General features: G+C 63.5%; 20 protein-coding genes, 1 tRNA gene and 1 pseudogene. 9 read left to right on the top strand and 13 right to left on the bottom strand.

Annotated elements, in window-relative coordinates:
* Window positions 1–138: 138 nt before the first annotated feature.
* Window positions 139–318 (top strand): annotated as a pseudogene (locus tag L1965_RS14775) (transposase domain-containing protein); the annotation flags it as partial.
* A 103-nt stretch (window positions 319–421) separates the two neighbouring features.
* On the opposite strand, the gene hsdR reads toward L1965_RS14775, so the two are convergent.
* Genes hsdR through L1965_RS14760 form a run of 3 tightly spaced genes read right to left on the bottom strand, consistent with a single transcriptional unit; the run spans window position 422 to window position 5,366 of the window.
* Window positions 422–2,746, bottom strand: coding sequence for an EcoAI/FtnUII family type I restriction enzme subunit R (gene hsdR / locus L1965_RS14770; protein WP_235757212.1), 2,325 nt, complete (start codon window positions 2,744–2,746; stop codon window positions 422–424).
* Between the two features lie 17 nt (window positions 2,747–2,763).
* A complete protein-coding gene (locus tag L1965_RS16130; protein WP_235757211.1) occupies window positions 2,764–3,921 on the bottom strand; it encodes a restriction endonuclease subunit S in 1,158 nt (385 codons plus the stop codon).
* Window positions 3,918–5,366, bottom strand: coding sequence for a class I SAM-dependent DNA methyltransferase (locus L1965_RS14760; RefSeq protein ID WP_235757210.1), 1,449 nt, complete (start codon window positions 5,364–5,366; stop codon window positions 3,918–3,920). Before L1965_RS14760 ends, L1965_RS16130 begins: the two co-directional genes overlap by 4 nt.
* Before the next feature lie 263 nt (window positions 5,367–5,629).
* On the opposite strand from L1965_RS14760, the gene L1965_RS14755 reads away from it, so the two are divergent.
* Window positions 5,630–6,103, top strand: coding sequence for a GIY-YIG nuclease family protein (locus L1965_RS14755; RefSeq protein ID WP_235757209.1), 474 nt, complete (start codon window positions 5,630–5,632; stop codon window positions 6,101–6,103).
* 131 nt (window positions 6,104–6,234) lie between these two features.
* Here the strand turns inward: L1965_RS14755 and L1965_RS14750 are convergent.
* Window positions 6,235–6,324, bottom strand: a tRNA-Ser gene (locus L1965_RS14750).
* Between the two features lie 102 nt (window positions 6,325–6,426).
* Between L1965_RS14750 and L1965_RS14745 the strand changes: the two genes are divergently transcribed.
* The 4 genes from L1965_RS14745 (at window position 6,427) to L1965_RS14730 (ending at window position 11,999) form a co-directional block, all read left to right on the top strand.
* A complete protein-coding gene (locus tag L1965_RS14745; protein WP_235757208.1) occupies window positions 6,427–7,299 on the top strand; it encodes a DUF2059 domain-containing protein in 873 nt (290 codons plus the stop codon).
* Window positions 7,296–8,387, top strand: a complete 1,092-nt coding sequence (locus tag L1965_RS16125; RefSeq protein WP_235757207.1) for an NUDIX domain-containing protein — start codon at window positions 7,296–7,298, stop codon at window positions 8,385–8,387. The genes L1965_RS14745 and L1965_RS16125 overlap by 4 nt, the downstream gene beginning before the upstream one ends.
* Before the next feature lie 96 nt (window positions 8,388–8,483).
* Window positions 8,484–9,515 carry a cysteine synthase A gene (locus tag L1965_RS14735; protein WP_235757206.1) on the top strand — a complete coding sequence of 344 codons (1,032 nt, stop codon included), beginning with the start codon at window positions 8,484–8,486 and terminating at the stop codon, window positions 9,513–9,515.
* 9 nt (window positions 9,516–9,524) lie between these two features.
* A complete protein-coding gene (locus L1965_RS14730) occupies window positions 9,525–11,999 on the top strand; it encodes a DUF3772 domain-containing protein (protein WP_235757205.1) in 2,475 nt (824 codons plus the stop codon).
* A 69-nt stretch (window positions 12,000–12,068) separates the two neighbouring features.
* Here L1965_RS14730 and L1965_RS14725 read toward each other — a convergent pair whose 3' ends face one another.
* The 4 genes from L1965_RS14725 to L1965_RS14710 all read right to left on the bottom strand — a co-directional run bounded on the left by L1965_RS14725 (window position 12,069) and on the right by L1965_RS14710 (window position 17,149).
* The gene (locus L1965_RS14725) at window positions 12,069–13,085 is read right to left on the bottom strand and encodes an AI-2E family transporter (protein ID WP_439332097.1); all 1,017 of its coding nucleotides are present in this window, start codon (window positions 13,083–13,085) and stop codon (window positions 12,069–12,071) included.
* 155 nt (window positions 13,086–13,240) lie between these two features.
* A complete protein-coding gene (gene gyrA / locus L1965_RS14720) occupies window positions 13,241–15,937 on the bottom strand; it encodes a DNA gyrase subunit A (protein ID WP_235757216.1) in 2,697 nt (898 codons plus the stop codon).
* 169 nt (window positions 15,938–16,106) lie between these two features.
* On the bottom strand, window positions 16,107–16,574 hold the full coding sequence (locus L1965_RS14715) for a disulfide bond formation protein B (protein ID WP_235757203.1): 468 nt from the start codon (window positions 16,572–16,574) through the stop codon (window positions 16,107–16,109).
* Window positions 16,571–17,149, bottom strand: coding sequence for a YqaA family protein (locus L1965_RS14710; RefSeq protein WP_235757202.1), 579 nt, complete (start codon window positions 17,147–17,149; stop codon window positions 16,571–16,573). Before L1965_RS14710 ends, L1965_RS14715 begins: the two co-directional genes overlap by 4 nt.
* 196 nt (window positions 17,150–17,345) lie before the next feature.
* On the opposite strand from L1965_RS14710, the gene ypfJ reads away from it, so the two are divergent.
* A complete protein-coding gene (gene ypfJ, locus L1965_RS14705; protein WP_235757201.1) occupies window positions 17,346–18,179 on the top strand; it encodes a KPN_02809 family neutral zinc metallopeptidase in 834 nt (277 codons plus the stop codon).
* Between the two features lie 165 nt (window positions 18,180–18,344).
* Here the strand turns inward: ypfJ and L1965_RS14700 are convergent, their stop codons facing one another.
* Window positions 18,345–18,530 carry a hypothetical protein gene (locus L1965_RS14700; RefSeq protein ID WP_235757200.1) on the bottom strand — a complete coding sequence of 62 codons (186 nt, stop codon included), beginning with the start codon at window positions 18,528–18,530 and terminating at the stop codon, window positions 18,345–18,347.
* Between the two features lie 69 nt (window positions 18,531–18,599).
* Here L1965_RS14700 and L1965_RS14695 point away from each other — a divergent pair, with 69 nt between their 5' ends.
* Both L1965_RS14695 and L1965_RS14690 read left to right on the top strand, forming a co-directional pair.
* Window positions 18,600–19,064 (top strand): type II toxin-antitoxin system RatA family toxin, encoded by a 465-nt coding sequence (locus tag L1965_RS14695; protein WP_235757199.1) that lies wholly within the window; start codon window positions 18,600–18,602, stop codon window positions 19,062–19,064.
* 51 nt (window positions 19,065–19,115) lie between these two features.
* Window positions 19,116–19,472 carry a DUF4870 family protein gene (locus tag L1965_RS14690; RefSeq protein WP_235757198.1) on the top strand — a complete coding sequence of 119 codons (357 nt, stop codon included), beginning with the start codon at window positions 19,116–19,118 and terminating at the stop codon, window positions 19,470–19,472.
* Window positions 19,473–19,562: 90 nt separating this feature from the next.
* On the opposite strand, the gene metK is transcribed toward L1965_RS14690, so the two are convergent.
* The 4 genes from metK to typA form a co-directional block, all read right to left on the bottom strand.
* Window positions 19,563–20,741 (bottom strand): methionine adenosyltransferase, encoded by a 1,179-nt coding sequence (metK, locus tag L1965_RS14685; protein ID WP_235757197.1) that lies wholly within the window; start codon window positions 20,739–20,741, stop codon window positions 19,563–19,565.
* 5 nt (window positions 20,742–20,746) lie between these two features.
* The gene (gene ahcY, locus L1965_RS14680) at window positions 20,747–22,138 is read right to left on the bottom strand and encodes an adenosylhomocysteinase (protein WP_235757196.1); all 1,392 of its coding nucleotides are present in this window, start codon (window positions 22,136–22,138) and stop codon (window positions 20,747–20,749) included.
* A 213-nt stretch (window positions 22,139–22,351) separates the two neighbouring features.
* Window positions 22,352–22,990 (bottom strand): TetR-like C-terminal domain-containing protein, encoded by a 639-nt coding sequence (locus L1965_RS14675; RefSeq protein WP_235757195.1) that lies wholly within the window; start codon window positions 22,988–22,990, stop codon window positions 22,352–22,354.
* Between the two features lie 323 nt (window positions 22,991–23,313).
* Window positions 23,314–25,134 (bottom strand): translational GTPase TypA, encoded by a 1,821-nt coding sequence (gene typA, locus L1965_RS14670; RefSeq protein WP_235757194.1) that lies wholly within the window; start codon window positions 25,132–25,134, stop codon window positions 23,314–23,316.
* Window positions 25,135–25,156 lie beyond the last annotated feature (22 nt).

Genomic DNA, 25,156 nt, shown 5'->3' with positions numbered 1-25,156 from the left:
TGAAGTCGCCAAACTCCACCTCGACCATACACCTCGATGGCCACCTGAGATTACACCGAACGAGCCGGTGAAATTACACCACGTGCTCGGACATTACCCCGCGGGGTGCGCTTCCCGGGATCGACTCCCCCCCCCCCCGCCGGCCATGACGAGGGCGGGCGATCCTGGGCGCGCATCGCATCCCTGATCGCCACCGCAAAGATCAATGGCGTCGAACCCTTCGCCTACATCAGGGCAACCTTGGAAGCGGTGACAGCTGGTCACCCGCAGGCAAAGATCGACGACCTGCTGCCCTGGAACTTCAAGCCGTCAAGCTGAACGCGCGTGGGGCACAGCCGCCGCTTACATTGAAGAGGCGCATTAGCTGTCACTTGTTCGTTGTCATCTGTAATTGTTTGCGTTTCGGGTTCCAAGCCACACCTCAATCCGAGTACAGCGATGCTTGCATGTCTCGGAACGCTCCCCTGATCGCCGGTAGCCCGCCAAGCTTGCCCTTGCCTTCAGTAACGCTGCCGTAGCGTGCCGTTAGAAACGTCCCGAGTTTCTTGGTCGCCAGTTCGCTTTCGCCGCGCGCTTCATAGGCCCCTAGGATCGCTAGAAGCAGGTCTTTCATATCGCCATTCGCGTCAGTCATGCCCATTGAGCGGACATTGTCGGCGCGCTCATGCCGCGTTTTCGGAGGGTTGGTGAACAGTACATAGCTGAGAACATCGAAGAGGTCGCTGGCTGGCGCATCTACAAGTCTTCGGATGTCGTCCAACCTTTCACGGTCGTACCCACGGTCTGAAAGCTGTTCGAGGAACCGCTCACGGTTGTCAGGATCGCTCCACAGGGCGCGTAGCTGGTCTTCATCAGTGACGATCCCTGATAGGTCGCCGAAGAGCCGTTCAAGGAACTCGGCTGCTGAAATCGGCCTTCCTTCAGGGCTCCAGTAGGTCGTTGAGGCGATGTACTTGATCTTTCGTACACTTCCGTCGGACAGCTTCACGACTATCTTTTCGCGAGGCGGCTCTTCGGTGCCGCCGCCCGGTTCTCCCGGCTCGCCAGGTCCTGGTTCTGGTCCGGCCGGGGGTGTGCGAGGTCCTTTCGGCGGTTCCGGTTCAAGCGGCTCGCCATCCCATTCGGGGTCGTTGAAGTTCTCGTGCGCCTTCACGAAATCCCAGATCGTAAAGAAGTCCTTCCCCTCGTAAGTCCGCGTTCCGCGCCCGATAATCTGCTTGAACTCGATCATGGAGCGGATCGGGCGCATCAGCACGATATGACGAACATTGCGGGCATCTACACCCGTCGAGAGCTTCTGAGAGGTTGTCAGGATCGTTGGGACTGTCTTGTCATTATCTTGGAAGTCGCGAAGGTGCTTCTCGCCTATAGCACCATCATCAGCGGTGACGCGGTGGCAGTAGTTTGGGTTGGCGCTGTCCTTCACCTGATTGATTAGGTCGCGCACCAGCGCCGCATGATCCTGTGTGGCACAGAAGACCAACGTCTTCTGGCGCTGATCGATCTGGCTCATGAATTCTTTCACGCGGCTGAGCTCGCGCTCGGGAATGATGATCCGAGTGTTGAAGTCACCTTCTGAAAAGGCTTCCCCCTCTTCAACAGCGCCCGCGATCAGGTCGTCGCTGCCGTCATAGACGTATTCGTCGATGGTGCTGGCCATCTGGCGCACCTTGAACGGCGTGAGGAAGCCGTCTTCGATCCCGTCGCGCAGAGCATAAGTGTAGACCGGTTCGCCGAAATAAGCGTAGGTGTCGGCGTTGTGTTTGCGCTTGGGCGTGGCGGTCAGGCCAAGCTGCGCGGCAGGCTCGAAATACTCCAGCAGTCGCCGCCATTCACTTTCGTCCTTCGCCCCGCCCCTGTGGCATTCGTCGATCACGATGAAGTCGAAGAAGTCAGGCGGGTACTGCGTGTAAACGGGTTCGCCGTCGCCCGTCATGAAGGTCTGGAAAATCGTGAAGAACAGGCTGGCATTCTTCGGCGGCTTGCCATGGTTCTTGCGGATCGTGTCGGGGTCGATACGCGTCACCGCATCATTCGGAAAGGCGGAAAAGGCGTTGTAAGCCTGATCGGCAAGGATGTTGCGGTCGGCGAGGAACAGGATGCGCGGGCGGCGGATGGGCTCGCCTGTCAGGTTCCACTTGGCCTGGAACAGCTTCCACGCAATCTGGAAGGCGATGGATGTCTTGCCCGTGCCCGTGGCGAGCGTCAGCAGGATGCGGCGGTCGCCCTTGGCCACGGCTTCAAGCGCTGCCGTGATTGCCTTGTGCTGGTAGTAGCGCAGCTCCCACTTGCCGCCATCCGTCTCGAAGTCCACGGCTCCGAAACGCTCGCGCCAAACGTTCTGGTCGGCGAAGGTGCGATCCCATAGCTCATCGGGTGTCGGGAAGGGCAAATCCATGTCGCCCTCGGCCCCGTTGGCCATGTCGATCTGATACCAGTTTAAGCCGTTGGAGGCGTAGGCATAGCGGGAGCCAAGACGGGTCGCGTAGTCCTTGGCCTGGCCGACGCCATTGCGATGGCTAACGCCTGCGCGCTTGGCTTCCAGAACGGCGAGCTTCTGGCCTTTGTGGATAAGGACGTAATCGGCAGACAGACCCTTGCCGCGCGTGCCGCCCGACTGGATGCGCCCAGGACAGATGACCTCACGGCGAACCTTGGAACCGTTCTGCCCCCAGCCCGCCGCCGCAAGGACGGGGTCTATGCGCTCGGCGCGGGTATCGGCTTCGGTTTCGTCGTGAATGCTCATATTCTAAACTCGTTACATCATGTTAATTCGCCCGCGAAGGCTTTCTGCAAAAGGGATTGGCGGAGGTCTTCAAGGTCTTGGAGCGCTGCTTCGTAATTTCCTTGCAGCCTTTGCGTCTCTTCGGAGATTGCATGAGCCCTCCGCACAATTTCCGATCTCGTCGCGTCATCTGGGAAAGGAATTGAGATGCGATTCAACTGCTTTTGGTTCAATTTTGGCTGAGCCATCCCACTGACGTATGGCTCCAATGAGATCGAATTCAGGTATAGGCGAACAAATTCTTGGGCGGCGGGGTCGTCAAATCTCAAGACGTGTGCATGGTTATTGACCCACGACTTGCCACTGATAGAAAAAGCAATTGGGTAGGTTCGTGCCAGTAGGTTGGCACCATCTTCTGAGACTAACAGTAGGTCTTCATCGAAAAGGTAGTCGGCAACGTGGTCAACAACGCCCGAAGCACCATAGTATGGAATATCGCCCGCTACGCGTTCTGATTTCGTGATCGGCACGCGCACGCGGTCCAAGTTTTCGGATATCTGGTCAAGCGTCTTCTCTGGCCAATTCCCGTCACCAAAGACATTTCCCAAGTAGCTCTCAAACAACTCCCGCGCGTTTTGGAGGTTGGCTTCGGCGTGGGCGCGAGCGCGGGCCAGAGCCTCGAAGGCCTCGTCCAGAACCGCAACAATCCGCTTTTGTTCTTCGAGCGGCGGGAGGGGGATGCTCAGTTGCTTCAGGTGAGTGGTGGTCACCACTTGCTGCCCGGAAGTGCCGCCGATCCCGGCGTCGATCATGCTCTTTCCAACAGACGACTGAAGAAAGTTCTTTAAGAAATATGGGTTCAACCGCTCTGGGTCGGGTCGAATAAGTCCCAAAGCTCGCGTGAATATGAAGCGAGCGCCATCTCTCACCTCGAACACATTACACTTGTTGATTGATCCTTGACCGACGATGGCGAGCAACACGTCGCCAGAAATCAGCTCAGCTCTTTGATGATTGCAGAAAACGGCCTCGCTTACCGTATCGGCTGCATCATAGTGGATAGTGTTATCGTAAAGGTCCTTTGTCTTGAGTACGCGAAACTCTTGCACCCCAGCTTTGTCATATTTTGGGTTCGGCCCCTGCGTGATCTTGTGGCAAACATCGATCAGCTTTTCGATTTTCCAACCCGTCTTCACAGCATCCCCCGAATGTCTTCAAGGATTTGCGCCGTCTCGGCATCCCGCGCCAGCATGTCGGCAATGATCTCTTCGGGGCTGCGCAGCGCCTCGGCCTCGGGTGCGTTGGGGTTTTTGACCGACAGATCGTAGGTATCCTCGTCCAGATCGGCTCGGTTCACGATCCAGCTTTTCGGCCCGTTCGGGCGGGTACGTTGCAACTCAACGAACTCCGCCAGATCGTCATCGTTCAGCGGGTTGGTCTTGCCCATGCTGCGGCCCGGATCGAGCTGGTAGTACCAGATGTCCCGCGTCGGCGCGCCTTTCTCGAAGAACAGCACCACGGTCTTCACGCCCGCGCCCTGAAACGTGCCTTGCGGGCAATCGAGGATGGTGTGCAGCTCCGCCGCCTCCAACAGTTCCTTGCGCAGTGCGACAGAGGCGTTGTCGGTGTTGCTGAGGAAGGTGTTCTTGATCACCACGGCGGCGCGCCCGCCTGCCTTCAGCTTGCGGATGAAGTGTTGCAGGAACAGATAGGCCGTCTCGCCCGTGCGGATCGGGAAGTTCTGCTGCACCTCGCGCCGCTCGCCGCCGCCGAAGGGGGGATTGGCGAGGATGATGTCGTGGCGGTCCTTCTCCTGAATATCCATCACGTTTTCATTGAGCGTGTTGGAGTGGATCAGGTTCGGAGCCTCGATGCCGTGCAAGACCATGTTCATGATCCCGATGACGTAGGCGAGGCCCTTCTTCTCCTGCCCATAGAAGGTCTTGGTTTGCAGGGTTTCGTATTCGGACGCCGAGAGCTTGTCGGTGCGCATGTAGTCGTAGGCTTCGCAAAGGAAGCCCGCAGAGCCGACCGCCCCGTCATAGATCGTCTCGCCGATCTTGGGGGCAGTGACCTTGATCATCGCGCGGATGAGCGGGCGCGGCGTGTAGTATTCGCCGCCGTTGCGGCCCGCGTTGCCCATGCGGCGGATGCGGGTTTCGTAAAGCTGGGATAGTTCGTGCCGCTCGGCCTGGGTGTTGAAGGACAGGCCGTCCACGGCTTCGAGCACGTCACGCAGGATGTAGCCGGAGCGGAATTTGTTGCGCAGTTCGGTGAAGACCTCGCCGATCTTGTACTGAATCGTCTGCGGGCTCGTCGCGGATTGGCGGAAGGATGCGAGATACGGGAAGAGCTCCTGGTCAACGAACTTGATCAGGTCGTCGCCGATGCGGGCCGCGTTGTGGTCAAATTCGCCGCCTTTTTTCGGCGCGGCCCATTTGTCCCAGCGATATTCGCCGTCAATGATCGGGGTGTAGTCTTCGCCATCGAGCTCGGCGCGATCACTGCGCTCGGTTTCGAGGTCATGCAGGTACTTCAAGAACAAAACCCATGAGGTCTGTTCCACATAGTCCAGTTCGTTGGCGATGCCTTCTTCCGCGCGAAGGTCCCGTTCGATCTTGTTGAATGCGCTTTCGTACAATCTGCTCTCTGCCCCCGACGCCCCCGACGAGTTGTAGCCCCCGACGAGTTGTAGTTTTGGGTGAACTTAGCAGGCACATCTTGTGCGTGCATCCACAAAGCGGACGAGAACGCACTTATCCACCGAGGCAGATCACGCGAAAGGGGCGGCTGGCGACGTTCACCGACGTCTTGGTGGTCGGGTTCAGGGGCGGCCACTAGCCTCATGATCGGGTTCAGCGCTGATGCGCTGGCGGCATCCAATCCGCGCAGGGTTGGTCTGGAATGCAAGGGGCGCGAAGGCTCCTGCTCAATGCACCTGAAGAGGGCGACAGCACCACCGGCACCATCTATGTCCTGCGCAGCAAGTCCGACTATCCTATGGTGGCCGAGAACCGGGAGTTGGTTCACAAGATCGGCGTGACCACCTTGGGTGTCGATAAGTGGATCGCCGGAGCCCAGCTTCAGCCGACCCTCCTCATGGCTGCGGTCGAGGTCGTGGCGACCTATGAGCTTTACAACATCAACCAGACCCGGCTTGAGAACCTAATCCACCGGATTTTCGGCATTGCGCAGCTCGACATCGAAATTCCAGATCGGTTCGGCCGATGCGTGAAGCCTCGCGAATGGTTTCTGGTGCTGCAATTCGTGATTGATGAGGCGGTCCGGAGAATCAAGGACGGGACGATTTCAGGCTATGCTTACGATCCTCACCAGGCTCTGTTGGCGCCACGTCAGCAGGGAACGTTGACGAAGTAAGCGATCGTCGCTTTCCAGCCTGTACCAGCCAGAACCAGCGAGTTCCGGATCGAATTGGGGGAAGATTCGGGGGATCTATATTCGCCGAAGTGGAAATACTAAAATTTTTTCAAATACATAAGGTTTATATGTGGCGGAGAGGGTGGGATTCGAACCCACGGAACCCGCGAGGGCTCAACGGTTTTCGAGACCGCCCCGTTCGACCACTCCGGCACCTCTCCGCGCTTGGTGTGGTGAGGCGGGGCTTTAGAGGGGTGGGGCTTGAAGTGCAAGGGGGTTTCGTCGAAAAATGCGCTTCCCCGTCCCGGGTGAAAGGTATCGGCATGTTCAGAACCCTCTGCCTGGCAATGGCAGTTTTGTGTGCCTCGGTCGCGATGTCGCAGCAAAAGCCAGTCCCGCCCGAGGCCGCGGCCGAAGCGGCCGGACGACAGGAACTGGTCGATCGGATCTGGGAGGTGATGGAGCTGGATCAACTGATGCCGATCCTGCAACACGAGGCCCTCGCCGAAGCCGATGCGCTGGAAGACGGCATGCCGGGCGGTGTCGGCGATGATGGCTGGACCGAGGCCGTGTCCCAGATCCATCAGCCCGCGAGGCTGCGAGCGCTGTTCGAGGCCGGGTTGCGGCAGAAACTGGCCGGGCCGGTTGATCCGCGGCTTGACGCGGCGCTGGAGTTCTATCGATCGGCGCTGGGTCGCCGGCTGATCGGGCTCGAGATGTCGACCCGTCAGGCCATGCTGGAGCCCGAGATCGAGGCGTCTGCGCGCCAAGCGTTTTCGGCGGCTGCCAGCCGCGGGGACCCGCGCGTGGACCAGATCGCAAGGCTGATCGAGCAGGCCGATCTGGTGGGTCCGAACGTCGCCGGCGGAATGAACGCCGCCGTGGCCTTTTCGCAGGGCTTCGCGGATGGCGGCGGTTTCGACATGCCGATGACCCGGGATCAGATTCTGGCGGATGCATGGTCGCAAGAGGCCGAACTCGGCGCCCGGACGCGTGTTTGGATCGAATCCTATCTGCTGCTGGCTTACGCGCCGCTCAGCGATGCCGAGTTGGAAACCTGCATCCGCTTCGCGTCCTCTCCGGCGGGAAAGGCGTTGTCGGCGGCACTGTTCGCCGGCTTTGAAGCGATGTTCATGCAGACCTCTCGGGATATGGGGCTGGCGGCTGCGGCGCAGATGCAGGGACAGCGCCTGTGACCGAGCCCCTTCGAGTTGTCGGGCCGCTGGCCGATCCGGCAATGCTGTCCGCTCTGGGGCTGGTGTCCGAGGGCGCGGGACTGCCGTTGGACGGCATGTTGGTCGGCGGGCGCCGCGCCGGGATCGAGGACCGGGACTGGCCGGCCCTTCGGCCTGGCGCCGGGCACATCGCCACCCTGCAGATCATGCCGTCCCGGGCGCTGTGGCGCTATGCGGAGGTGATGGGCCTGAGGGCCGAGGATCATCCGGGCGGGCCGGTGATGGGCCTTCAAGACGAGGCGTGCGGCCAGGCGGCCTGGTCGCGCGCGGACTGGTTGCCGGAACTGGCCGCCGAGATCGCGCGCCAGGTACTGGCTGCGCCCTGCGACAGGTCACCGGAAAGCGTCGTCGCGCGGCTGCCGATGATCGGGGTCTGGGCGGACAGCCGCCTGCGCGCGGCAGCCGGCACGCGTTCGGGCGGTCATCTGGTTGCCGCACGCGCGCCCGGCGACGTGCGGCGACTTGAGCGCCGCGAACCCTATGCGGGGTTCTTTGCGGTCGAGTTGTGGGATCTGGCGCACCGCACGCATGAGGGCGGCTTCACTCCCGTCGTGACCCGCGAGGGCTTCGTGATGGGTGATGCGGTTGTCGTCTTGCCCTGGGATCCGGCGCGGGATCGCCTGCTTGTGATCGAGCAGTTCCGGTTCGCCCCTGCCTTGCGCCACGACCCGCAACCCTGGCTGCTGGAGCCGATAGCGGGCCGGGTGGACGCCGGCGAAAGCGTGCAGCAGGCCGCAAGGCGCGAGGCCATGGAAGAGGCCGGATTACGCCTTGGCAGGCTGTTTCCAGCCGTTCATCATTATCCCAGTCCCGGCGCGGTGACCGAGTTTCTCTATCTTTATGTGGGTATTGCGGATCTGCCGGACGACAGCGCCGGGGTGCATGGGCTTGACGGCGAGACCGAGGATATCCGCGGCCATCTGATCGATCGCGCCGATCTGGCGCGAATGGTGCATGACGGACAGGTCACCAACGGTCCGCTTGCGATGTTGTCGTTGTGGCTCGACCGGAAAAAAGACGATCTGCTGGCAGAACTGGCCGGATCGTGAGGGCGTCGGCAAGGCGGCTCGGGGTTGCCCATGCCGGCTCGCCATGTGTAGGTATTCGTAACGCCGAAACCATCCCGAGAGAGAGGGTCGATCGCCATGCGAATTTGCTCTGACCTGGCCGATGCGATCGGCAAGACGCCGCTGATCCGCCTCAAACGGGCCAGCGAGGAAACCGGCTGCGAGATCCTGGGCAAGGCCGAGTTCCTCAATCCCGGCCAGTCGGTCAAGGACCGGGCGGCGCTGTATATCATCCGCGATGCGGTGGCGCGCGGCGCATTGAAGCCCGGCGGCACCATCGTCGAGGGAACGGCGGGAAATACCGGGATCGGGCTGGCGCTGGTCGGGGCCTCGATGGGGTTTCGCAGCGTGATCGTCATCCCCGAGACCCAGAGCCAGGAAAAGAAGGACATGCTGCGGTTGGCGGGCGCGGTCCTGGTCGAGGTGCCGGCAGCGCCCTACAGGAACCCGAACAACTATGTCCGCTACTCCGGGCGTCTGGCCGAGGCTTTGGCAAGGACCGAGCCGAATGGGGCGATCTGGGCCAACCAGTTCGACAACACGGCCAACCGGCAGGCGCATCTGGAAACGACCGGTCCCGAAATCTGGGACCAGACCGGCGGCAAGGTGGACGGCTTTGTCTGCGCGGTCGGTTCGGGCGGGACGCTGGCCGGGGTCGGGATGGCGTTGCAGCCGCGCGGCGTCAGGGTCGGCCTGTCCGATCCCGAAGGCGCGGCGCTTTATTCGTTCTACACGACCGGCGCGTTCGACAGCCCCGGCAGTTCGATCACCGAAGGGATCGGGCAGGGGCGCATCACTGCCAATCTCGAGGGTTTCACGCCCGATTTCGCCTGCCGCGTTCCCGATAGCGAGGCCCTGCCGATCGTGTTCGACCTGCTGGAACACGAAGGGCTTTGCCTTGGCGGCTCATCGGGGATCAATGTGGGCGGCGCGATCCGCATGGCCCGCGAGATGGGGCCCGGCCACACGATCGTGACGATCCTGTGCGATTACGGAAACCGCTACCAGACGAAACTGTTCAACCCGGAGTTCCTGCGTGCGAAGGGCCTGCCGGTGCCGGGCTGGATGACGCGCGAGGCGCCGGACCTGCCGGAAGTCTTCGAGGACTAAGGGAACCACATGTTACGTGCATTTGCTGCCGTCCTGCTGACGGCAATGCTTCTTGTTGCCTCGCCTCTGGCGGCCCAGGATAGCAAAGTCGATCTGGATTATCAGGCTTGGGAGCAGGTGGCGAGCCAGGCCGAGGAACTGATATCGGGCGAGGACGCGACAGACTCGCAACTGACGACGACGCGCGCTGCCCTTGTCGAGTGGCGAGAAAAGCTCCAGTCCGCCCAGAACGTCAATGCCAACAGGATCGCGACGATCAAGGAACAGCTTGACGCGCTGGGTCCGGCACCCGCCGAAGGCGAAAGCGAAGACGCGGATATCGCAACGCGAAGGGCCGAACTGCAAAAGCAGCTATCGACCCTTCAGGCGCCGCGTCTGACAGCGGTCGAGGCGTTCAGCCGCGCCGATGCCCTCATCAAGCAGATCGACGACGTGACGGCCAAGCGCCAGGCCGTCGAACTGGCCAAGCTTTCGCCTTCTCCGCTTTTGCCGGGCAGCTGGGCCGAAGCTGCAACTGATGGGCTGCGGCTGGTGCAGGGCGTCGGGGCCGAAGTCGGCCAGCTGGTCGACAGCGAGGTCTGGCCGCAGGTGAAGCCCCGCCTGCCGCAGGTCGCAGCCTATCTTGTTGCCGCCATCATCCTGCTGAGCCTCGGTCGCCGCTGGGTGCAGTCATTGCCGTCGCGGCTGTCCGCGCGCGCGTCCGAGCATTCGCGCGCCGTCGTGGCGTTCATCGTGTCGCTTGGCCAGATCGCGCTGCCGATGATCGGTCTCTATCTGGCGATCCGCGCGGCCAAGGCCACCGGGCTTGCCGGCGACTGGACGCTGCCGTTCCTCGACTCGCTGCCTGTGGCGGGCGTGGTGCTGTTCGGGGGCACATGGCTTGCGCTGCAGTTGTTCCCGCGCCAGGCGATCGCCTACCACTCGCTGGACATGGCCGATGCCCCCCGCAACAAGGCACGGCGCATGGCCACCGCGCTTGCGGCGATCTTTGCGCTGCATCATATCCTGGCGCGCGCCGCGCTGCCGCTGTCGGGGCTGTACGAGCGGCCCGGCGACCCGGTGACGCGCGTGCCGATGGAAATGGGCGAGGGCGCGATCTCGGTCGCAAGTTTCATCCTGCTGCTTCTGGCCGGCGTGGCGCTGTTCCGCCTTGGCAAGGCACTGGAAACGCTGCGGCAAGGCGGCGAGGGACGCAATCTCGTCAATCGCCACATGGTGCTGTCCGTGGCCGGGCTGGTGACGCGGCTGGCGACCGTGCTGGCCGTGCTGGCGGGCGCGATGGGGTTCGTCAACCTTGCCAATTCGGTGATCTGGCCCTGGACCCTGACGCTGGCCCTGATCGGAGTTCTGGTGCTGCTGCAGGACTTCATCGCGGATGTGTTCAACATGATCATGCGCGGCCAGGAGGGCGCCCGCGAGGGGCTTGCGCCGCTGCTGATCGGGTTCTCGCTGATCCTGTTGTCGATTCCGCTGTTCATGGTGATCTGGGGCGCGCGCGGCACTGATCTTGTCGAATACTGGACGACATTCCAGCAGGGCGCCAGCTTCGGCGGCGTCTCCATCTCGCCGGGCGGCGTGCTGAGATTCCTGTTCGTTTTCGTCATCGGCTACCTGATCACGCGCGGGGTTCAGGGTGCATTCCGCAGTTCGATCCTGCCCAAGACCAAGCTTGACCAAGGCGGTCGCAACGCGATCGTGTCGGGCCTTGGCTATCTGGGGATCGTGGTGGCGGTGCTGCTGGCGATCACCTCGGCGGGGATCGACCTCACCTCGCTGGCGGTGGTCGCGGGTGCGCTGTCCGTCGGCATCGGTTTCGGCCTTCAGAACATCGTGTCGAACTTCGTTTCGGGGATCATCCTGCTGATCGAGAGGCCGGTCAGCGTCGGCGACTGGATCAGCGCGGGCGGCCAGCAGGGCATCGTCACGCGCATCTCGGTCCGCTCGACCCAGGTCGAGACCTTCGACAAGACCGAGGTGATCGTTCCCAACAGCGACCTGATCAGCCAACCGGTGACAAACTGGACGCGCCACAACCAGATGGGCCGTATCATCATCCCGGTCGGAGTCGCCTATGGCACCGACACGCGCAAGGTCGAGCGGATCCTGCTCGAGATCATCGAGAATCAGTCGGTCGTCACGATCGACCCGGCGCCCGTCGTGTTGTTCCGCGCCTTTGGCGCCGACAGCCTCGAATTCGAGGTCCGGGCGGTGCTTTCGGATGTAAACGCGGGCCTCGGCGTGACCTCCGAGGTGTGTCACCAGATCGCGGAACGCTTTCAGAAGGAAAAGATCGAGATCCCCTTCGCGCAGCGCGACATCTGGCTTCGCAACCCCGAGACGCTGCGAGCCGGTCGGGACCAGCACTCCGAGGCCGAGCCCGCCCCCGAACCTGCCGCGATCGAAGGGAAACCCGTCTCGGGGCCGCGCAAGGATCCGCGCATCGCCGTTGACGACGGCGATGGCGGCAACGGCGGCGATCGTTGAGCCCGAGAGCCGCGGACAGGCGCCGCCAGGTCGGGGCGCGTGGCTGTCTCTTGCGGTTCGCGCCGCTGCTCAGGCCGCCAGCGAGGGCGGAGATGCCTGTTGGTCGTCATCTCCGCTGCCGTCATCGGGCAGCCCCTCGCGCGACAGCAGCACGGCGACCGGGCGCAGCCACGGAATATGCGCGCACACGATCATCAGGGCGACCATGATCGGAACCGCCAGGAACATCCCCGGTATGCCCCAGACCGCGCCCCAGAACGCCAGGCTGAGAATGATGCCGAAGCTGGACAGCCGCAGCGTCTGGCCCAGCAGCATCGGGTCCAGCACGTTGCCGATGACGAATTGCGTGATCGTGCAGCCGATGGCGACAATCGCCGTCAGCGGCAGGTCGCCGCTGAGCACAAAGGCCAGAAGCGCGGTGATGACCGTTGCGATGATCGAGCCGACCGAGGGAATGAAGTTCAGAACAAAGGTCAGGATCGCCACCGCCGCCGCCAGTTCCAGCCCGGTGGCCTTGAAGATCAGCCAGACGATGAACGCGGTCACGCCGCTGACAGCCGTCTTGACGACGAGGTAACGGTTTACCCTGTGCATGATCGAGGCAATGATGCGGCGCACGCGCTGCGCCTGCACGGCGTCCCCGACAAGCCGTTCGATCTTGGTCGGAAACCAGACCTGCTCGGCGAACATGAAGCCGACGAACAGGATCACCAGCACGCTGCCCGACAGCAGGCCCGAAGCCTGGCCGGCAAGCGAACGGATCCAGCCGGTGATGTTGAAATTCGAGATCGCGATCAGAATGCGCTCCTGCACCTCTGGTCCCAGCCGTTCGGTCAGGCTGGGCAGCGCCGCCTGGGCCTGTTCGGCATAGGCGATCGCGATGACGACAACCTCGTTGATCTGGGTGACGATGGTTGTCGAGACCCACAGAAGCGCCAGCGTGATGCCGATCAGCGCCAGCGTCGTTCCCAGCCACTTGGGCACTTTCAGACGGTACGAGATGGCAAAGATCGCGTCCGTCGTCAGCGAGAACAGGATGATGGCGATTGCCAGCGAGATCAGGATGAAGCGCGCCTGCACCAGCATGAACAGGATCAGGCTGAAGGCGATGATGCCCAGAAAACCTGTCTGAAGCCTTTCACGCAGTACCGCTTCGCCCGATTGCTGATCCAATCCATCCTCGCATATTCCGCCCGAGATCACACCCGACATGGCCGTTCGCCGCCGCGCGTCAGGCCATATTAGCCGTCCGCGCCGCCGCTGTCCTCAATTTCGGCATCGGCCTGCTCGGCAATCCGCGCGACCGAGACCACGACTTCGCCACTGGCGGTATTGAACACCCGCACGCCACCCGCCCCGCGAGAGCGAAAGCTGATGCCCTCGACCGGCACCCGGATCGACTGCCCGGTCGAGGTCGCCAGCATGATCTGGTCGTCCATCTCGACCGGGAAGCTGGCGACCAGCGGGCCGGCGCGCATCGCCCGGTCCATCGCCATGACGCCCTGGCCGCCCCGCCCGCGCACCGGGTAATCGTGGCTGGAGCTGATCTTGCCGGCACCCTTGGCGGTGATGGTCAGGATCAGATCCTCGGCCGCCGACATCTGGACATAGCGTTCCTGCGTGATGCTGCCTTCGGCCACTGCCTCTTCGTCGTCGTCGGCTTCGACACCATCATCCAGCGCGCCCGCGATCGCGCGCCGCATCTTCAGATAGGCGGCACGCTCGGCCGGATCGGCCTCGAAATGCCGGATCACCGACATGCTGACCACGCTGTCCCCGGTGCCCAACCGGATGCCGCGAACGCCGGTCGAATCGCGGCCCTTGAACACCCGGACCGCTGTCGCGGGGAAACGGATCGCGCGGCCCTGCGCGGTCACCAGCATCACATCGTCCTCGCTTGTCGCCATGCGGACCCCGATCAGGCTGACGCTTTCGGGCAGCTTCATGGCGATCTTGCCGTTTGACTTGACATTGGTGAAGTCCGACAGTGCGTTGCGGCGCACATCGCCCTGATCGGTCGCGAAAATGACCTGATAGTCCTGCCATTCCGCCTCGGGCGCGTCCATTGGCAGCAGGGCTGCGATGGAGACGCCGGGCTCGATCGGAAGGATGTTGACGATTGCCTTGCCGCGCGCCGTCCGTCCGCCAAGCGGCAGCCGCCAGGTCTTGAGGCGATAGACCATGCCGTCGGTCGTGAAGAACAACAGCTCGGTATGGGTGTTGGCCACGAAAAGCGTGGTCACCACGTCGTCTTCCTTGGTGGCCATGCCGGACAGTCCCTTGCCGCCACGGCGCTGCGAGCGGAACTCGGCCAGCGCGGTACGCTTGATATAGCCGCCGGAGGTGATCGTGACGACCATGTCCTCGCGCTCGATCAGGTCCTCGTCCATCATGTCGCCGGACCATTCGGCGATCTCGGTGCGGCGCGGCACCGCAAACAGGTCGCGCACCTCGCGCAACTCGTCCGAGATGATGCCCATGATGCGTTCGCGGGATGCGAGGATCGCCAGGAATTCGCGGATCGCCTCTGCCAGGGATTTCAGCTCGTCGGTGACCTCCTTGACGCCGATCTGCGTCAGGCGTTGCAGGCGCAGGTCCAGGATGGCGCGGGCCTGGGTCTCGGACAGGTTGTAGGTGCCGTCCTCGTTGACCGGATGGCGGGGGTCGTCGATCAGCTTCAGGTACTCGACGATGTCGTGAGCCGGCCAGCGCCGTTCCATCAGGCGTTCGCGGGCCTCGGCGGCATCGGCGCTGCTGCGGATCGTCGCCACGACCTCGTCGACATTGCTGACCGCGACGGCAAGGCCGCACAGCACATGGCTGCGCTCGCGCGCCTTGCGAAGTTCATGCGCCGTGCGCCGCGCGACCACTTCCTCGCGGAAGCTCAGGAAATGGGTCAGGAAGTCGCGCAGCCGCAGCTGCTCGGGCTTGCCGCCGTTCAGCGCCAGCATGTTGCAGCCGAAGGTGGTCTGCATCTGGGTAAAGCGGAACAGCTGGTTCAGCACCACCTCGGGCGTGGCGTCGCGTTTCAGCTCGACCACCACCCGCACGCCCTGCCGGTCGGATTCGTCCTGGACGCTGGCGATGCCCTCGATGCGCTTTTCCTTGGCCAGGTCGGCGATCCGCTCGATCATGCTGGATTTGTTCACCTGATACGGGATCTCGTCGATGACGATCGCGTAGCGGTCCTTGCGCGGTTCCTCGATATGGGTCCTGGCACGGATGATGACGCTGCCACGCCCCTCGAGATAGGCCTTGCGCGCGCCCGAGCGGCCAAGGATCAGCGCCCCGGTCGGAAAATCCGGCCCCGGGATGATCTCGAGCAGCCGTTCGGTCGGCAGGTCGGGGTCCTCGATCAGTTCCAGCGTGGCGTCGATCACCTCGCGCAGATTGTGCGGCGGGATGTTGGTGGCCATGCCGACGGCGATGCCGCCCGCGCCGTTGACCAGCATGTTGGGGAAACGCGCCGGCAGCACCGTCGGTTCGCGGTCCTTGCCATCGTAGTTGTCCTGGAAATCGACGGTCTCCTTGTCGATATCCATCAGCAGATAGTTCGCCGGCTTGTCCATGCGGACTTCGGTATAGCGCATGGCCGCAGGCGGATCGCCGTCCATGGACCCGAAATTGCCCTGTCCGTCCAGCAACGGCAGGGACATGGAAAAATCCTGGGCCATCCGGACCAGCGCATCGTAGATCGCGGCGTCGCCATGCGGGTGGTACTTGCCCATCACGTCGCCGACCGGCCGCGCCGATTTGCGATAGGGCTTGTCGGCGGTGTTGCCGGTCTCGTTCATCGCGTAGAGGATGCGGCGATGCACCGGCTTCAGGCCGTCGCGCAGATCCGGAATCGCGCGGCTGACGATGACCGACATCGCATAGTCCAGATAGGACGTCCGCATCTCTGAGCTGATGTCGATCACCGGCCCTTCATGCGCCATCACGACGCGTTCGGTCCCACCGGTCTCATCGCCCGATTCAGGTGTTTCCGGCAGATCGTCTTCAGGGGTGTCGGCCACGGGAATTCCTCAACATCTTGTTGGGTTTCGGTATAGCGGACACGGCAGGTGGGGGCAATCTTGCCTGCCCCTTTTTGGCGATCCGATCGGCCTAGCGACCGCGCCGGGCGGCCAGCCCCCAGATCACGATCAGAACCACCGAACACAGCGCGTTCCACGCCGCCATCGACAGCCCCAGAAAGCGCCACGTCACCTCGTCGCAGCGGACCACCGGCGCGGCCTGCAACCGTGCCATCAGATCCTGCGTCGACATGCGGGCGATGTCGCCGACCCCGCCGGTGCAATGCGACGGCCCCGCCCACCAGCCGAACTCGACGCCGCCGTGATAGACCGCAAGCCCGGCCGCCACCGCCGTGGCCGCCATTCCCAGCACCGCCAGCAGCCGCACAGTGCCGGTCAGCCAGACCAGGCCGGCGATGATCACCGCCGCCAGATGCGGCCAGCGTTGCAGGATGCACAGCTCGCAGGGGGCATAGCCCGCAGCCTGAAAGCCGAGCGCGGCGATCAGCAGCGCGGCCGATCCGGCGCCCGCCAGCAGCGAAAGACGCACGCCGTTCATAGATACCTCAGCGCGATGAAGCCGCCAAGCAGGCAGGCCATGAAAATCGTGAAGACCAGCCCCAGCCGTTCCTCGATGAAGGTCCGGATCGGCGGACCAAAGCGCCACAGCAATCCGGCCACGATGAAGAACCGTCCCGCGCGTCCCAGGATCGAGGTCAGCAGGAACGCCGGCAGCGGCAATCCCACCGCGCCCGAGAAGATCGTGATGACCTTGAAGGGAAATGGCGTCAGTGCCGCGAACAGCACCGCCCAGCCGCCATACTGGGTGAAACGCGCGGCCAGCTGGTCATAGGCGGTTTCCTTGCCATAGGCGGTCAGAACCCACTGCCCGACCGTGTCCATCAGCGCCGCCCCGATCCAGTAGCCCAGCAAGGCCCCCAGGACCGATCCGAGCGTGGCCACCAGCGCGATCACCCACGCCTTCGCACGATCGGCCAGCACCATCGGGATCATCAGCACATCGGGGGGAATCGGAAAGACCGAGCTTTCGATGAAGCTGACCCCGAACAGGGCCGGTCTGGCATGGCGATGGGCGGCCAGCCCCATGGTCCAGTCGTACAGCCTGCGTAGCATCACGGTCCCTTTTTCCTTGCGCCCGATGTGGATGTACCGTGGTCCGGGCGCGGTCAAGCGTCTTGCGCGGCTTTCGCGCCGCTGTGATCCCTGCGCCCAGCCCAGCCGAGACGGGAACCGGCGCGATGCATGGGAAGTTAGGCAACAGGTCAACGGCGTGGGCGCGGCGACCTCCAGCGGGAAAGGCATCCACAGCATGAGGTGGCGAGGCAGACGCGGCAGCGGCAATATCGAGGATCGGCGCGGAATGGGCGCCGCCGGGGCAGGGGGCATCGGTGTGGTCGGCATGCTGGCGGTCCTGGCCGTGGGTTATTTCTTTGGTGTGGACATCAGCCCCATCGTGCGGGAACTGGATCAGGGTCAGCCGCGATCCGTCGCGCCGCTGTCCGAACGGGACCGGCAATACGGCGCGTTCGTGTCCGTCGTGCTGGCCGATGCCGAGGAGGTCTGGCGCATGGTCCTGCCGCAGCAGGCCGGGCGAGACTATGCCGTCCCGACCCTTGTGCTTTACAGCGGCGTCGTGCAGTCGGCCTGTGGCGGTGCCTCGTCCGCGATGGGGCCGTTCTACTGTCCGAACGACCGGAAGATCTATCTGGACACCGATTTCTTCGACATGATGGCGCAGAACATGCGCGCCGGCGGCGATTTCGCCTATGCTTATGTGATCGCGCACGAGGTGGGTCACCACGTGCAGAATCTGGTCGGGACCCTGGGTCAGGTCCATGCCGCGCGCGGGGCCGCCAGCGAGGCCGACGCGAATGACTTGTCGGTGCGGACGGAATTGCAGGCCGATTGCTATGCCGGCATCTGGGCGCGGCAGGCCGACAAGCTCTTCGGTTCGCTGGAAGAGGGCGATCTGCAAGAGGCGATGGGCGCGGCCCATGCTGTCGGCGACGACGTGATCCAGCGGTCCGGGGGCCGCACGCCGATGCCCGACAGTTTCACCCATGGCAGCGCGGCGCAGCGGCAGGAATGGCTGATGCGCGGCTTTCGGTCCGGCGACATGGGACAATGCGACACATTCCGCTAGGTCGGCAGAAAGCCCATCCTGTTCAGGCGGACACAGGAGGATGACATGCTTATCACAACGCTGCTTCTGCTGACGGCCTTGACAGGTCTTGTGGTTGCCCGGTCCCGGGATGCTGCGCCCCAGACCCGGGCGGTCCGCGTGGCCACCGGCCGCCGCTGAGCCTGGCTAGCGCGGCAGTCGCACGCCGCGGCCGTTCTCGACGCGCGCCCAGTCGGGCCACCAGCCAAGTTTTTCCAGCGCGATCAGGGCAATCGCCGCCGCGATGATGGCCAGCACCAGCCTGACCATCTTCGCGCTTGGCGGGTGACGCGCCCATTTCGACGCCCGAAGCAGCCAGATCAGGTTGTTCATCGCCCGTGTGCCCTGCTAATGCCTTGGTGGACAGTGACACCGCGACGCGCCGAAACTCAAGAGCACCCCTTGCCGCACCACCAGGACAGCCGAAATCTTCCCTATACTGCGCGCCAGATGTTCGGCCTCGTGGCCGATGTCGAGCGCTACCCCGAGTTCCTGCCCTGGAACAGCGCGGCGCGCATCCGGTCGCGCCGGACCCGTCAGGATGGCGCGGAGGAAATCGCCGCCGACCTGGTCATCAGCTTCAAGGTCTTCCGTGAGAAATTCGGCAGCCGCGTGGTGCTGTGGCCCGAGGATCCCGAAACCGGCACGCTGCGGATCGACACCGAATATCTGGAAGGTCCGTTCAAGTACATGCGAAGCGGCTGGGCGTTCACCGACCGACCCGAGGGCGGCTGCCATGTCGAGTTCTTCGTCGATTTCGAGTTCCGCAATGCCATACTGCAACGGCTGATCGGCGTCGTCTTCCACGAAGCGATGTCCCGCATCGTCCGCGCCTTCGAACAGCGCGCCCGCCAGCTTTACGGCTAGTCCGCGCGCCGACGAGGCAGGCCCCAACCGAATTCCATGCCGGAGTCCATCATGACCGACCTGCAACATCCCGAAGCCGCCGACCTCACCGCCGCCAAGATCGTCTATGGGCTGTATGCCGTGGGCTATGCGGTGGCGATCACTGCCCTTGTGGGGGTGGTCTATGCCTATTTGTCGCGTGGCACGAACGCGATCCTGGACAGCCACCTGACCTTCCAGATCCGAACCTTCTGGATCAGCCTGCTGATCGCGCTGCTGGCGCTGGTCACGATGGTCATCGGGATCGGCTTCCTGATCTGGGCTTTCCTGGCCGTCTGGGGTCTGCTCAGGGTGATCTCGGGGTTCCTGCTGGCCCATGAGGGCAAGCCCGTCAGCGGCACGAAATATTGGGGCATGATGGCGTTCTAGGCTCCGCAAGGCCCCCGCGCGCCCCGTCAGGTCGCAGGCAGGGCGCGGCGGCGGCGCAAGAGGCGGCCCGCGGCCGCTCTTGCGATTCGCTCAGCCGATGGCGGCTTTCAGCGCGTCGGCGCGGTCGGTCTTTTCCCAGCTGAACGCCGTCGCGCCGGCCAGCGGATAGGGCGCACGGCCGAAATGGCCGTAGCAGGCCGTCGGGCGGTAGATCGGGTGCAGCAGGTCCAGGTCGCGGATGATCGCGAAGGGGCGCAGGTCGAAGACGTCGCGCACGGCGGCCACGATGCGATCATGCGGCACGGTCTCGGTGCCGAAGGTATTCAGGCTGATCGAGGTGGGCTGTGCCTCGCCGATGGCATAGCTGACCTGGATCTCGCAGCGGCTGGCGAGCCCGGCCGCAACGATGTTCTTGGCGACCCAGCGGCCCGCATAGGCGGCCGAGCGGTCCACCTTGGACGGGTCCTTGCCCGAAAAGGCGCCGCCGCCATGCCGCGCCATGCCGCCATAGCTGTCGACGATGATCTTGCGCCCGGTCAGGCCGCAATCGCCGACCGGCCCGCCGATGACGAACTTTCCGGTCGGATTGATGAAGTATTTCGTCCTGTCCGACAGCCATTCCGCCGGCAGGACCGGCTTGATGATTTCCTCGATCACCGCCTCGCGCAGATCGTCCAGCGAGATGTCGGGGTTGTGCTGCGTGGACAGCACGACGGCCTCGATGCCGGTGGGCCGGCCATCCGCCTCGTAGCGCAGCGTCACCTGCGACTTGGCGTCCGGGCGCAGCCAGTCCAGCGTGCCGTCGCGGCGGACCTTCGACTGACGCTCGACCAGCCGGTGGGCGTAGGTGATGGGCGCGGGCATCAGCACATCGGTTTCATCCGACGCGTAGCCGAACATCAGACCCTGATCGCCGGCCCCCTGATCCTCGAGGTTTTCCCGGTCAACACCCTGATTGATCTCGGGGGATTGCTTTCCGATGATGTTGATGACCGAACAGGTCGCGCCGTCGAAGCCGACCTCTGACGAGGTATATCCGATATCGTTGATGACCCCTCGCACGATGGATTCCAGATCCACCCAGGCGCTGGTCGTGATCTCGCCCGAGATGATCGCGACGCCGGTCTTGACCATGGTCTCGCAGGCGACACGGGCGCGCGGGTCCTGCGCCAGGATGGCGTCGAGGATGGCGTCGGAAATCTGGTCGGCGATCTTGTCGGGATGACCTTCGGACACGGATTCCGAAGTGAACAGCGAATATTCGGTCATGGGGCTCAGTACCGGTAATGATCGGATTTGAAGGGGCCTTCCGGCGTCACGCCGATATAGTCGGCCTGCTCGGGGGAAAGCTGCGTCAGCCTGACGCCGATCTTGTCCAGATGCAGACGTGCCACCTTTTCATCCAGCGCCTTGGGCAGGATGTAGACGCCGGGCGGGTAGTCGTCGTTCCTGATCCACAACTCGATCTGGGCCAGAACCTGATTGGTGAAGCTGGCCGACATCACGAAGGACGGGTGTCCGGTCGCGTTGCCCAGATTCAGCAGGCGCCCCTGACTCAGCAGGATGATCCGGTTGCCCGAAGGCATCTCGATCATGTCCACCTGATCCTTGACGTTGGTCCATTTGTGGTTCCGGAGGGCGGCGACCTGAATCTCGTTGTCGAAATGACCGATATTGCCGACGATCGCCATGTCCTTCATGGCCCGCATATGCTCCAGCCGGATGACGTCCTTGTTCCCGGTGGTGGTGATGAAGATGTCGGCGCTGTCGGCCACGTCCTCCAGCGTCACCACCTCGAATCCGTCCATCGCGGCTTGCAAGGCGCAGATCGGATCGACCTCTGTGACCTTCACGCGGGCGCCGGCGCCTTGCAGAGAGGCGGCCGAGCCCTTGCCCACGTCGCCATAGCCGCAAACCACCGCGACCTTGCCGGCCATCATCACGTCGGTGGCCCGGCGGATGCCGTCGACCAGCGATTCCTTGCAACCATATTTGTTGTCGAATTTCGACTTGGTGACGCTGTCGTTGACGTTGATTGCAGGGAAGGGCAGCAGGCCCTTGCGATGCAGGTCGTAAAGCCGATGGACGCCGGTCGTGGTTTCCTCGCTCACGCCGCGGATCGCGTCGCGCTGGCGCGTGAACCAGCCGGGGCTTTCGGCCAGCCGCTGCCTGATCTGCGCGAACAGAGCCTCTTCCTCTTCGCTGGCGGGCGTGTCGATCAGCCCGGTCTCGCCGGCCTCGACCCGCGCGCCAAGCAGGACATACAGCGTCGCATCCCCGCCGTCGTCGAGGATCATGTTGGCCGTGCCCTCGGGGAACCGGAAGATCTGGTCGGTATAGGACCAGTATTCTGCCAGCGTTTCACCCTTGATCGCGAAGACCGGCACGCCCGTTTCCGCGATGGCTGCCGCCGCATGGTCCTGGGTCGAGAAGATGTTGCAGGACGCCCATCGCACATCCGCACCAAGCGCGGTCAGCGTTTCGATCAGCACGGCGGTCTGCACGGTCATGTGCAGGCTGCCCGCGATGCGCGCACCGGCCAGAGGCTTGGCCTCGCCATATTCGGAACGCAGCGCCATCAGGCCCGGCATTTCGGTTTCGGCGATATCCAGCTCCTTGCGGCCGTAAGGGGCAAGGGTGATGTCCCTGATAACGTAATCACTCACGGCGTCCGCTCTTTCTTCGATCTCGGTTCGGGGCGACTGATAGCGGATGTCGGTCGCGACGAAAAGTCCATTCGGGGCGTCGGGCGACAGCGGCCCCGCCATGCGATGGGCCACGCCGCGAGCGGATCGGCTGCGGCGGAACCCCAGATCCGCCGCAGCCCGGAAAGAGACAATGCGCTGCCCCTTTCCAGCCGTTCGGGCGCAAGACGCCGTTCAGCGCATCCGCCTGTAAGACCCCCGCGCGGTGCGGCGGACGAAATCGTTCAGCGCCAGTCTTGCGGCCTCCATTGGCTCCATGTCGGGCCACCATTCCGACATCCTGCGATCGACGAGCATCCGTGCCAGCCCGTAAGCAAAAGTGCGGCTGGACAGCACCATCAGGGGGATGTTCTCCTCGGGCGACAGGTTGCCCGTGTCCCGCGCGCGTTCCAGCATGCGTGTCATCAATTCGGCCAGCGAGTTCAGGTAGCGACGCAGCTGCGGGGTGTTCAGCGTGTCGATCAGCCGGTCATCCGACATCATGCGGAACTGCGTCCTGTAGGTGACGGCCCATTGGACATAGGCTTCGCCCAGAGCGATGAACTGCGCGACGGCATCATCCGGATCGACCTTCACCACGGCCTTGATGCAATCATCCATAAGCCGGACCAGCGCCTGTTCGGCAGCTGCGACGATCAGCGAATGGCTGTCCGGGAAGATCGCCGTGATCTGGTCCAGCCGCTTGTCCATGACCTGAGCGATGTCTTCGAGTTGCGGAATCCGGGACTGGCTCTCTTCAAGCATCTCCAGAGCCGTCGTGATGGCCCTGCCGTGAAGTCCGGTGCCGTCCCCGATGGTCTGATGCTTGCTCATATCTTGCCGCCCTTTGCTGTTCCGGGATCACGGCAGTGAAAAAAATCGGTGCAGTGCGGAACGGTATGGGCGAGCGGTGGCCCGCCTCAGACCGGGGCTGGCGCCGCTGACCGCGCCGTCAACGCCCTCCTGGACCGGCTGCGGCACACCGACCTGGCGATATCCGCAAAGATCCATGCTCTCAGGCGCATCCATCGGCAAGCATCCCGTTGTCATGTTTCCGCATGACGTTAGCACAGCACGCTGCGGCCGCGAACCACGCTAAAAGGTCAAGTTTTCACGAAATGCCGCAAAAGGCTCGATCTTTGTCGGATCGCGCCCGTTCAGCCGTCGCCGCGCGCGTGACGCTTGCGCTCATGCGGGTCCAGATGACGTTTCCGCAGCCGGATATTCTTGGGCGTGACCTCGACCAGTTCGTCATCGTTGATATAGGCGATGGCTTGTTCCAGCGACATGCGGACCGGCGGCGTCAGGCGAACGGCCTCGTCGGTGCCCGAGGCCCGGACGTTGGTCAGCTTCTTGCCCTTCAGCGGGTTCACCTCCAGGTCGTTGTCGCGCGAGTGTTCGCCGATGATCATGCCCTGATAAAGCTGTTCCTGCGCGCCGATGAACATCTTGCCGCGGTCTTCCAGGTTCCACAGCGCATAGGCGACGCTGACGCCATCCTCCATCGAGATCAGCACACCCTGGCGACGCCCCTGGATGGCACCCTTGTAGGGCGCCCAGCCATGAAAGATCCGGTTCAGGACGCCGTTGCCGCGGGTATCGGTCATGAATTCGCCATGATAGCCGATCAGCCCGCGCGAGGGAACATGGGCGACGATCCGCGTCTTGCCGACGCCTGCCGGGCGCATGTCCATCATCTCGCCCTTGCGGTCACCGGTCAGCTTCTCGATCACCGCGCCGGTATAGTCGTCATCGACATCGATGATGACTTCCTCGATCGGCTCCAGCCGTTCACCGCCCTCTTCCTGAAAGATCACGCGCGGCCGGCTGATCGACAGTTCGAACCCCTCGCGGCGCATGTTCTCGATCAGCACGCCCATCTGCAGTTCGCCGCGGCCCGAGACCACGAAGGCCTCGCCGCCCGGCGTGTCCGCGACCTTGATGGCGACATTCGTTTCGGCCTCGCGCATCAGGCGCTCGCGGATGACGCGGGACTGGACCTTCTTGCCGTCCTGGCCGGCCAACGGGCTGTCGTTGATGCCGAAGGTCACGCTGATGGTCGGCGGATCGATCGGCTGCGAGGGCAGGGCCGTGGTCACATCGGGCGCGCACAGCGTATCGGCGACGGTGGCCTTGGCCATGCCGGCGATGGTCACGATGTCGCCGGCCTCGGCCAGGTCTATCGTCGTCTGGGTCAGGCCGCGGAAGGCAAGGATCTTGCTGATCCGGAACTGCTCGATCCGGTCGCCATCGCGCGACAGCGCCTTCAGCGTATCGCCGGCCTTCGCGGTGCCGGCCTCGACGCGCCCGGTCAGCAACCGGCCCAGGAACGGGTCGGCGCCAAGCGTGGTCGCCAGCATCTGGAACGGCTCGCCATTGCGGGTGATCTGCCTCGGCGGCTGGACATGTTTCAGAATCAGGTCGAACAGCGCCGACATGTCCTTGCGCGGGCCGTCCAGCTCGGCATCGGCCCATCCGCCGATGCCCGAGGCATAGACATGCGGAAAATCAAGCTGGTCGTCCGAGGCGCCCAGATTGGCAAACAGGTCGAACACATCGTTCAGCGCATCGTCCGGTTCGGCCGCGGGCTTGTCGACCTTGTTCAGCACCACGATCGGGCGCAGGCCCAGGGCCAGCGCCTTGGAGGTGACGAACTTGGTCTGCGGCATCGGGCCCTCGGCCGCATCGACCAGCAGGCAGACGCCGTCCACCATCGAAAGGATGCGTTCCACCTCGCCGCCGAAATCGGCGTGGCCGGGGGTGTCGACGATGTTGATCCGCGTCCCCTTCCATTCGACCGAGGTGGCCTTGGCCAGGATGGTGATGCCGCGCTCGCGTTCGATGTCGTTGCTGTCCATGGCCCGTTCTGCGACGGACTGGTTCTCGCGGAAGGACCCCGACTGCTTCAGCAGTTGATCGACCAGCGTTGTCTTGCCGTGGTCGACATGGGCGATGATGGCGATGTTGCGGATATCCATGGAAGCCTTCCGTTCAAGTCGC

Source organism: Paracoccus salsus (assembly GCF_021556615.1).
Lineage (GTDB): Bacteria > Pseudomonadota > Alphaproteobacteria > Rhodobacterales > Rhodobacteraceae > Paracoccus > Paracoccus salsus.
Note: the sequence above shows the minus strand (reverse complement) of the source record. Positions and strands in the feature narration are given on the sequence as shown.

Excerpts from the sequence above, each read along its gene's own strand:
- hsdR (WP_235757212.1), bottom strand. The coding sequence starts at position 2,746 with ATGAGCATTCACGACGAAACCGAAGCCGATACCCGCGCCGAGCGCATA.
- L1965_RS14755 (WP_235757209.1), top strand. The coding sequence starts at position 5,630 with ATGCAAGGGGCGCGAAGGCTCCTGCTCAATGCACCTGAAGAGGGCGAC.
- L1965_RS14745 (WP_235757208.1), top strand. The coding sequence starts at position 6,427 with ATGTTCAGAACCCTCTGCCTGGCAATGGCAGTTTTGTGTGCCTCGGTC.
- L1965_RS14735 (WP_235757206.1), top strand. The coding sequence starts at position 8,484 with ATGCGAATTTGCTCTGACCTGGCCGATGCGATCGGCAAGACGCCGCTG.
- L1965_RS14730 (WP_235757205.1), top strand. The coding sequence starts at position 9,525 with ATGTTACGTGCATTTGCTGCCGTCCTGCTGACGGCAATGCTTCTTGTT.
- L1965_RS14725 (WP_439332097.1), bottom strand. The coding sequence starts at position 13,085 with ATGCTGGTGCAGGCGCGCTTCATCCTGATCTCGCTGGCAATCGCCATC.
- gyrA (WP_235757216.1), bottom strand. The coding sequence starts at position 15,937 with ATGGCGCATGAAGGGCCGGTGATCGACATCAGCTCAGAGATGCGGACG.
- L1965_RS14715 (WP_235757203.1), bottom strand. The coding sequence starts at position 16,574 with ATGAACGGCGTGCGTCTTTCGCTGCTGGCGGGCGCCGGATCGGCCGCG.
- L1965_RS14710 (WP_235757202.1), bottom strand. The coding sequence starts at position 17,149 with ATGCTACGCAGGCTGTACGACTGGACCATGGGGCTGGCCGCCCATCGC.
- ypfJ (WP_235757201.1), top strand. The coding sequence starts at position 17,346 with ATGAGGTGGCGAGGCAGACGCGGCAGCGGCAATATCGAGGATCGGCGC.
- L1965_RS14700 (WP_235757200.1), bottom strand. The coding sequence starts at position 18,530 with ATGAACAACCTGATCTGGCTGCTTCGGGCGTCGAAATGGGCGCGTCAC.
- L1965_RS14690 (WP_235757198.1), top strand. The coding sequence starts at position 19,116 with ATGACCGACCTGCAACATCCCGAAGCCGCCGACCTCACCGCCGCCAAG.
- metK (WP_235757197.1), bottom strand. The coding sequence starts at position 20,741 with ATGACCGAATATTCGCTGTTCACTTCGGAATCCGTGTCCGAAGGTCAT.
- L1965_RS14675 (WP_235757195.1), bottom strand. The coding sequence starts at position 22,990 with ATGAGCAAGCATCAGACCATCGGGGACGGCACCGGACTTCACGGCAGG.
- typA (WP_235757194.1), bottom strand. The coding sequence starts at position 25,134 with ATGGATATCCGCAACATCGCCATCATCGCCCATGTCGACCACGGCAAG.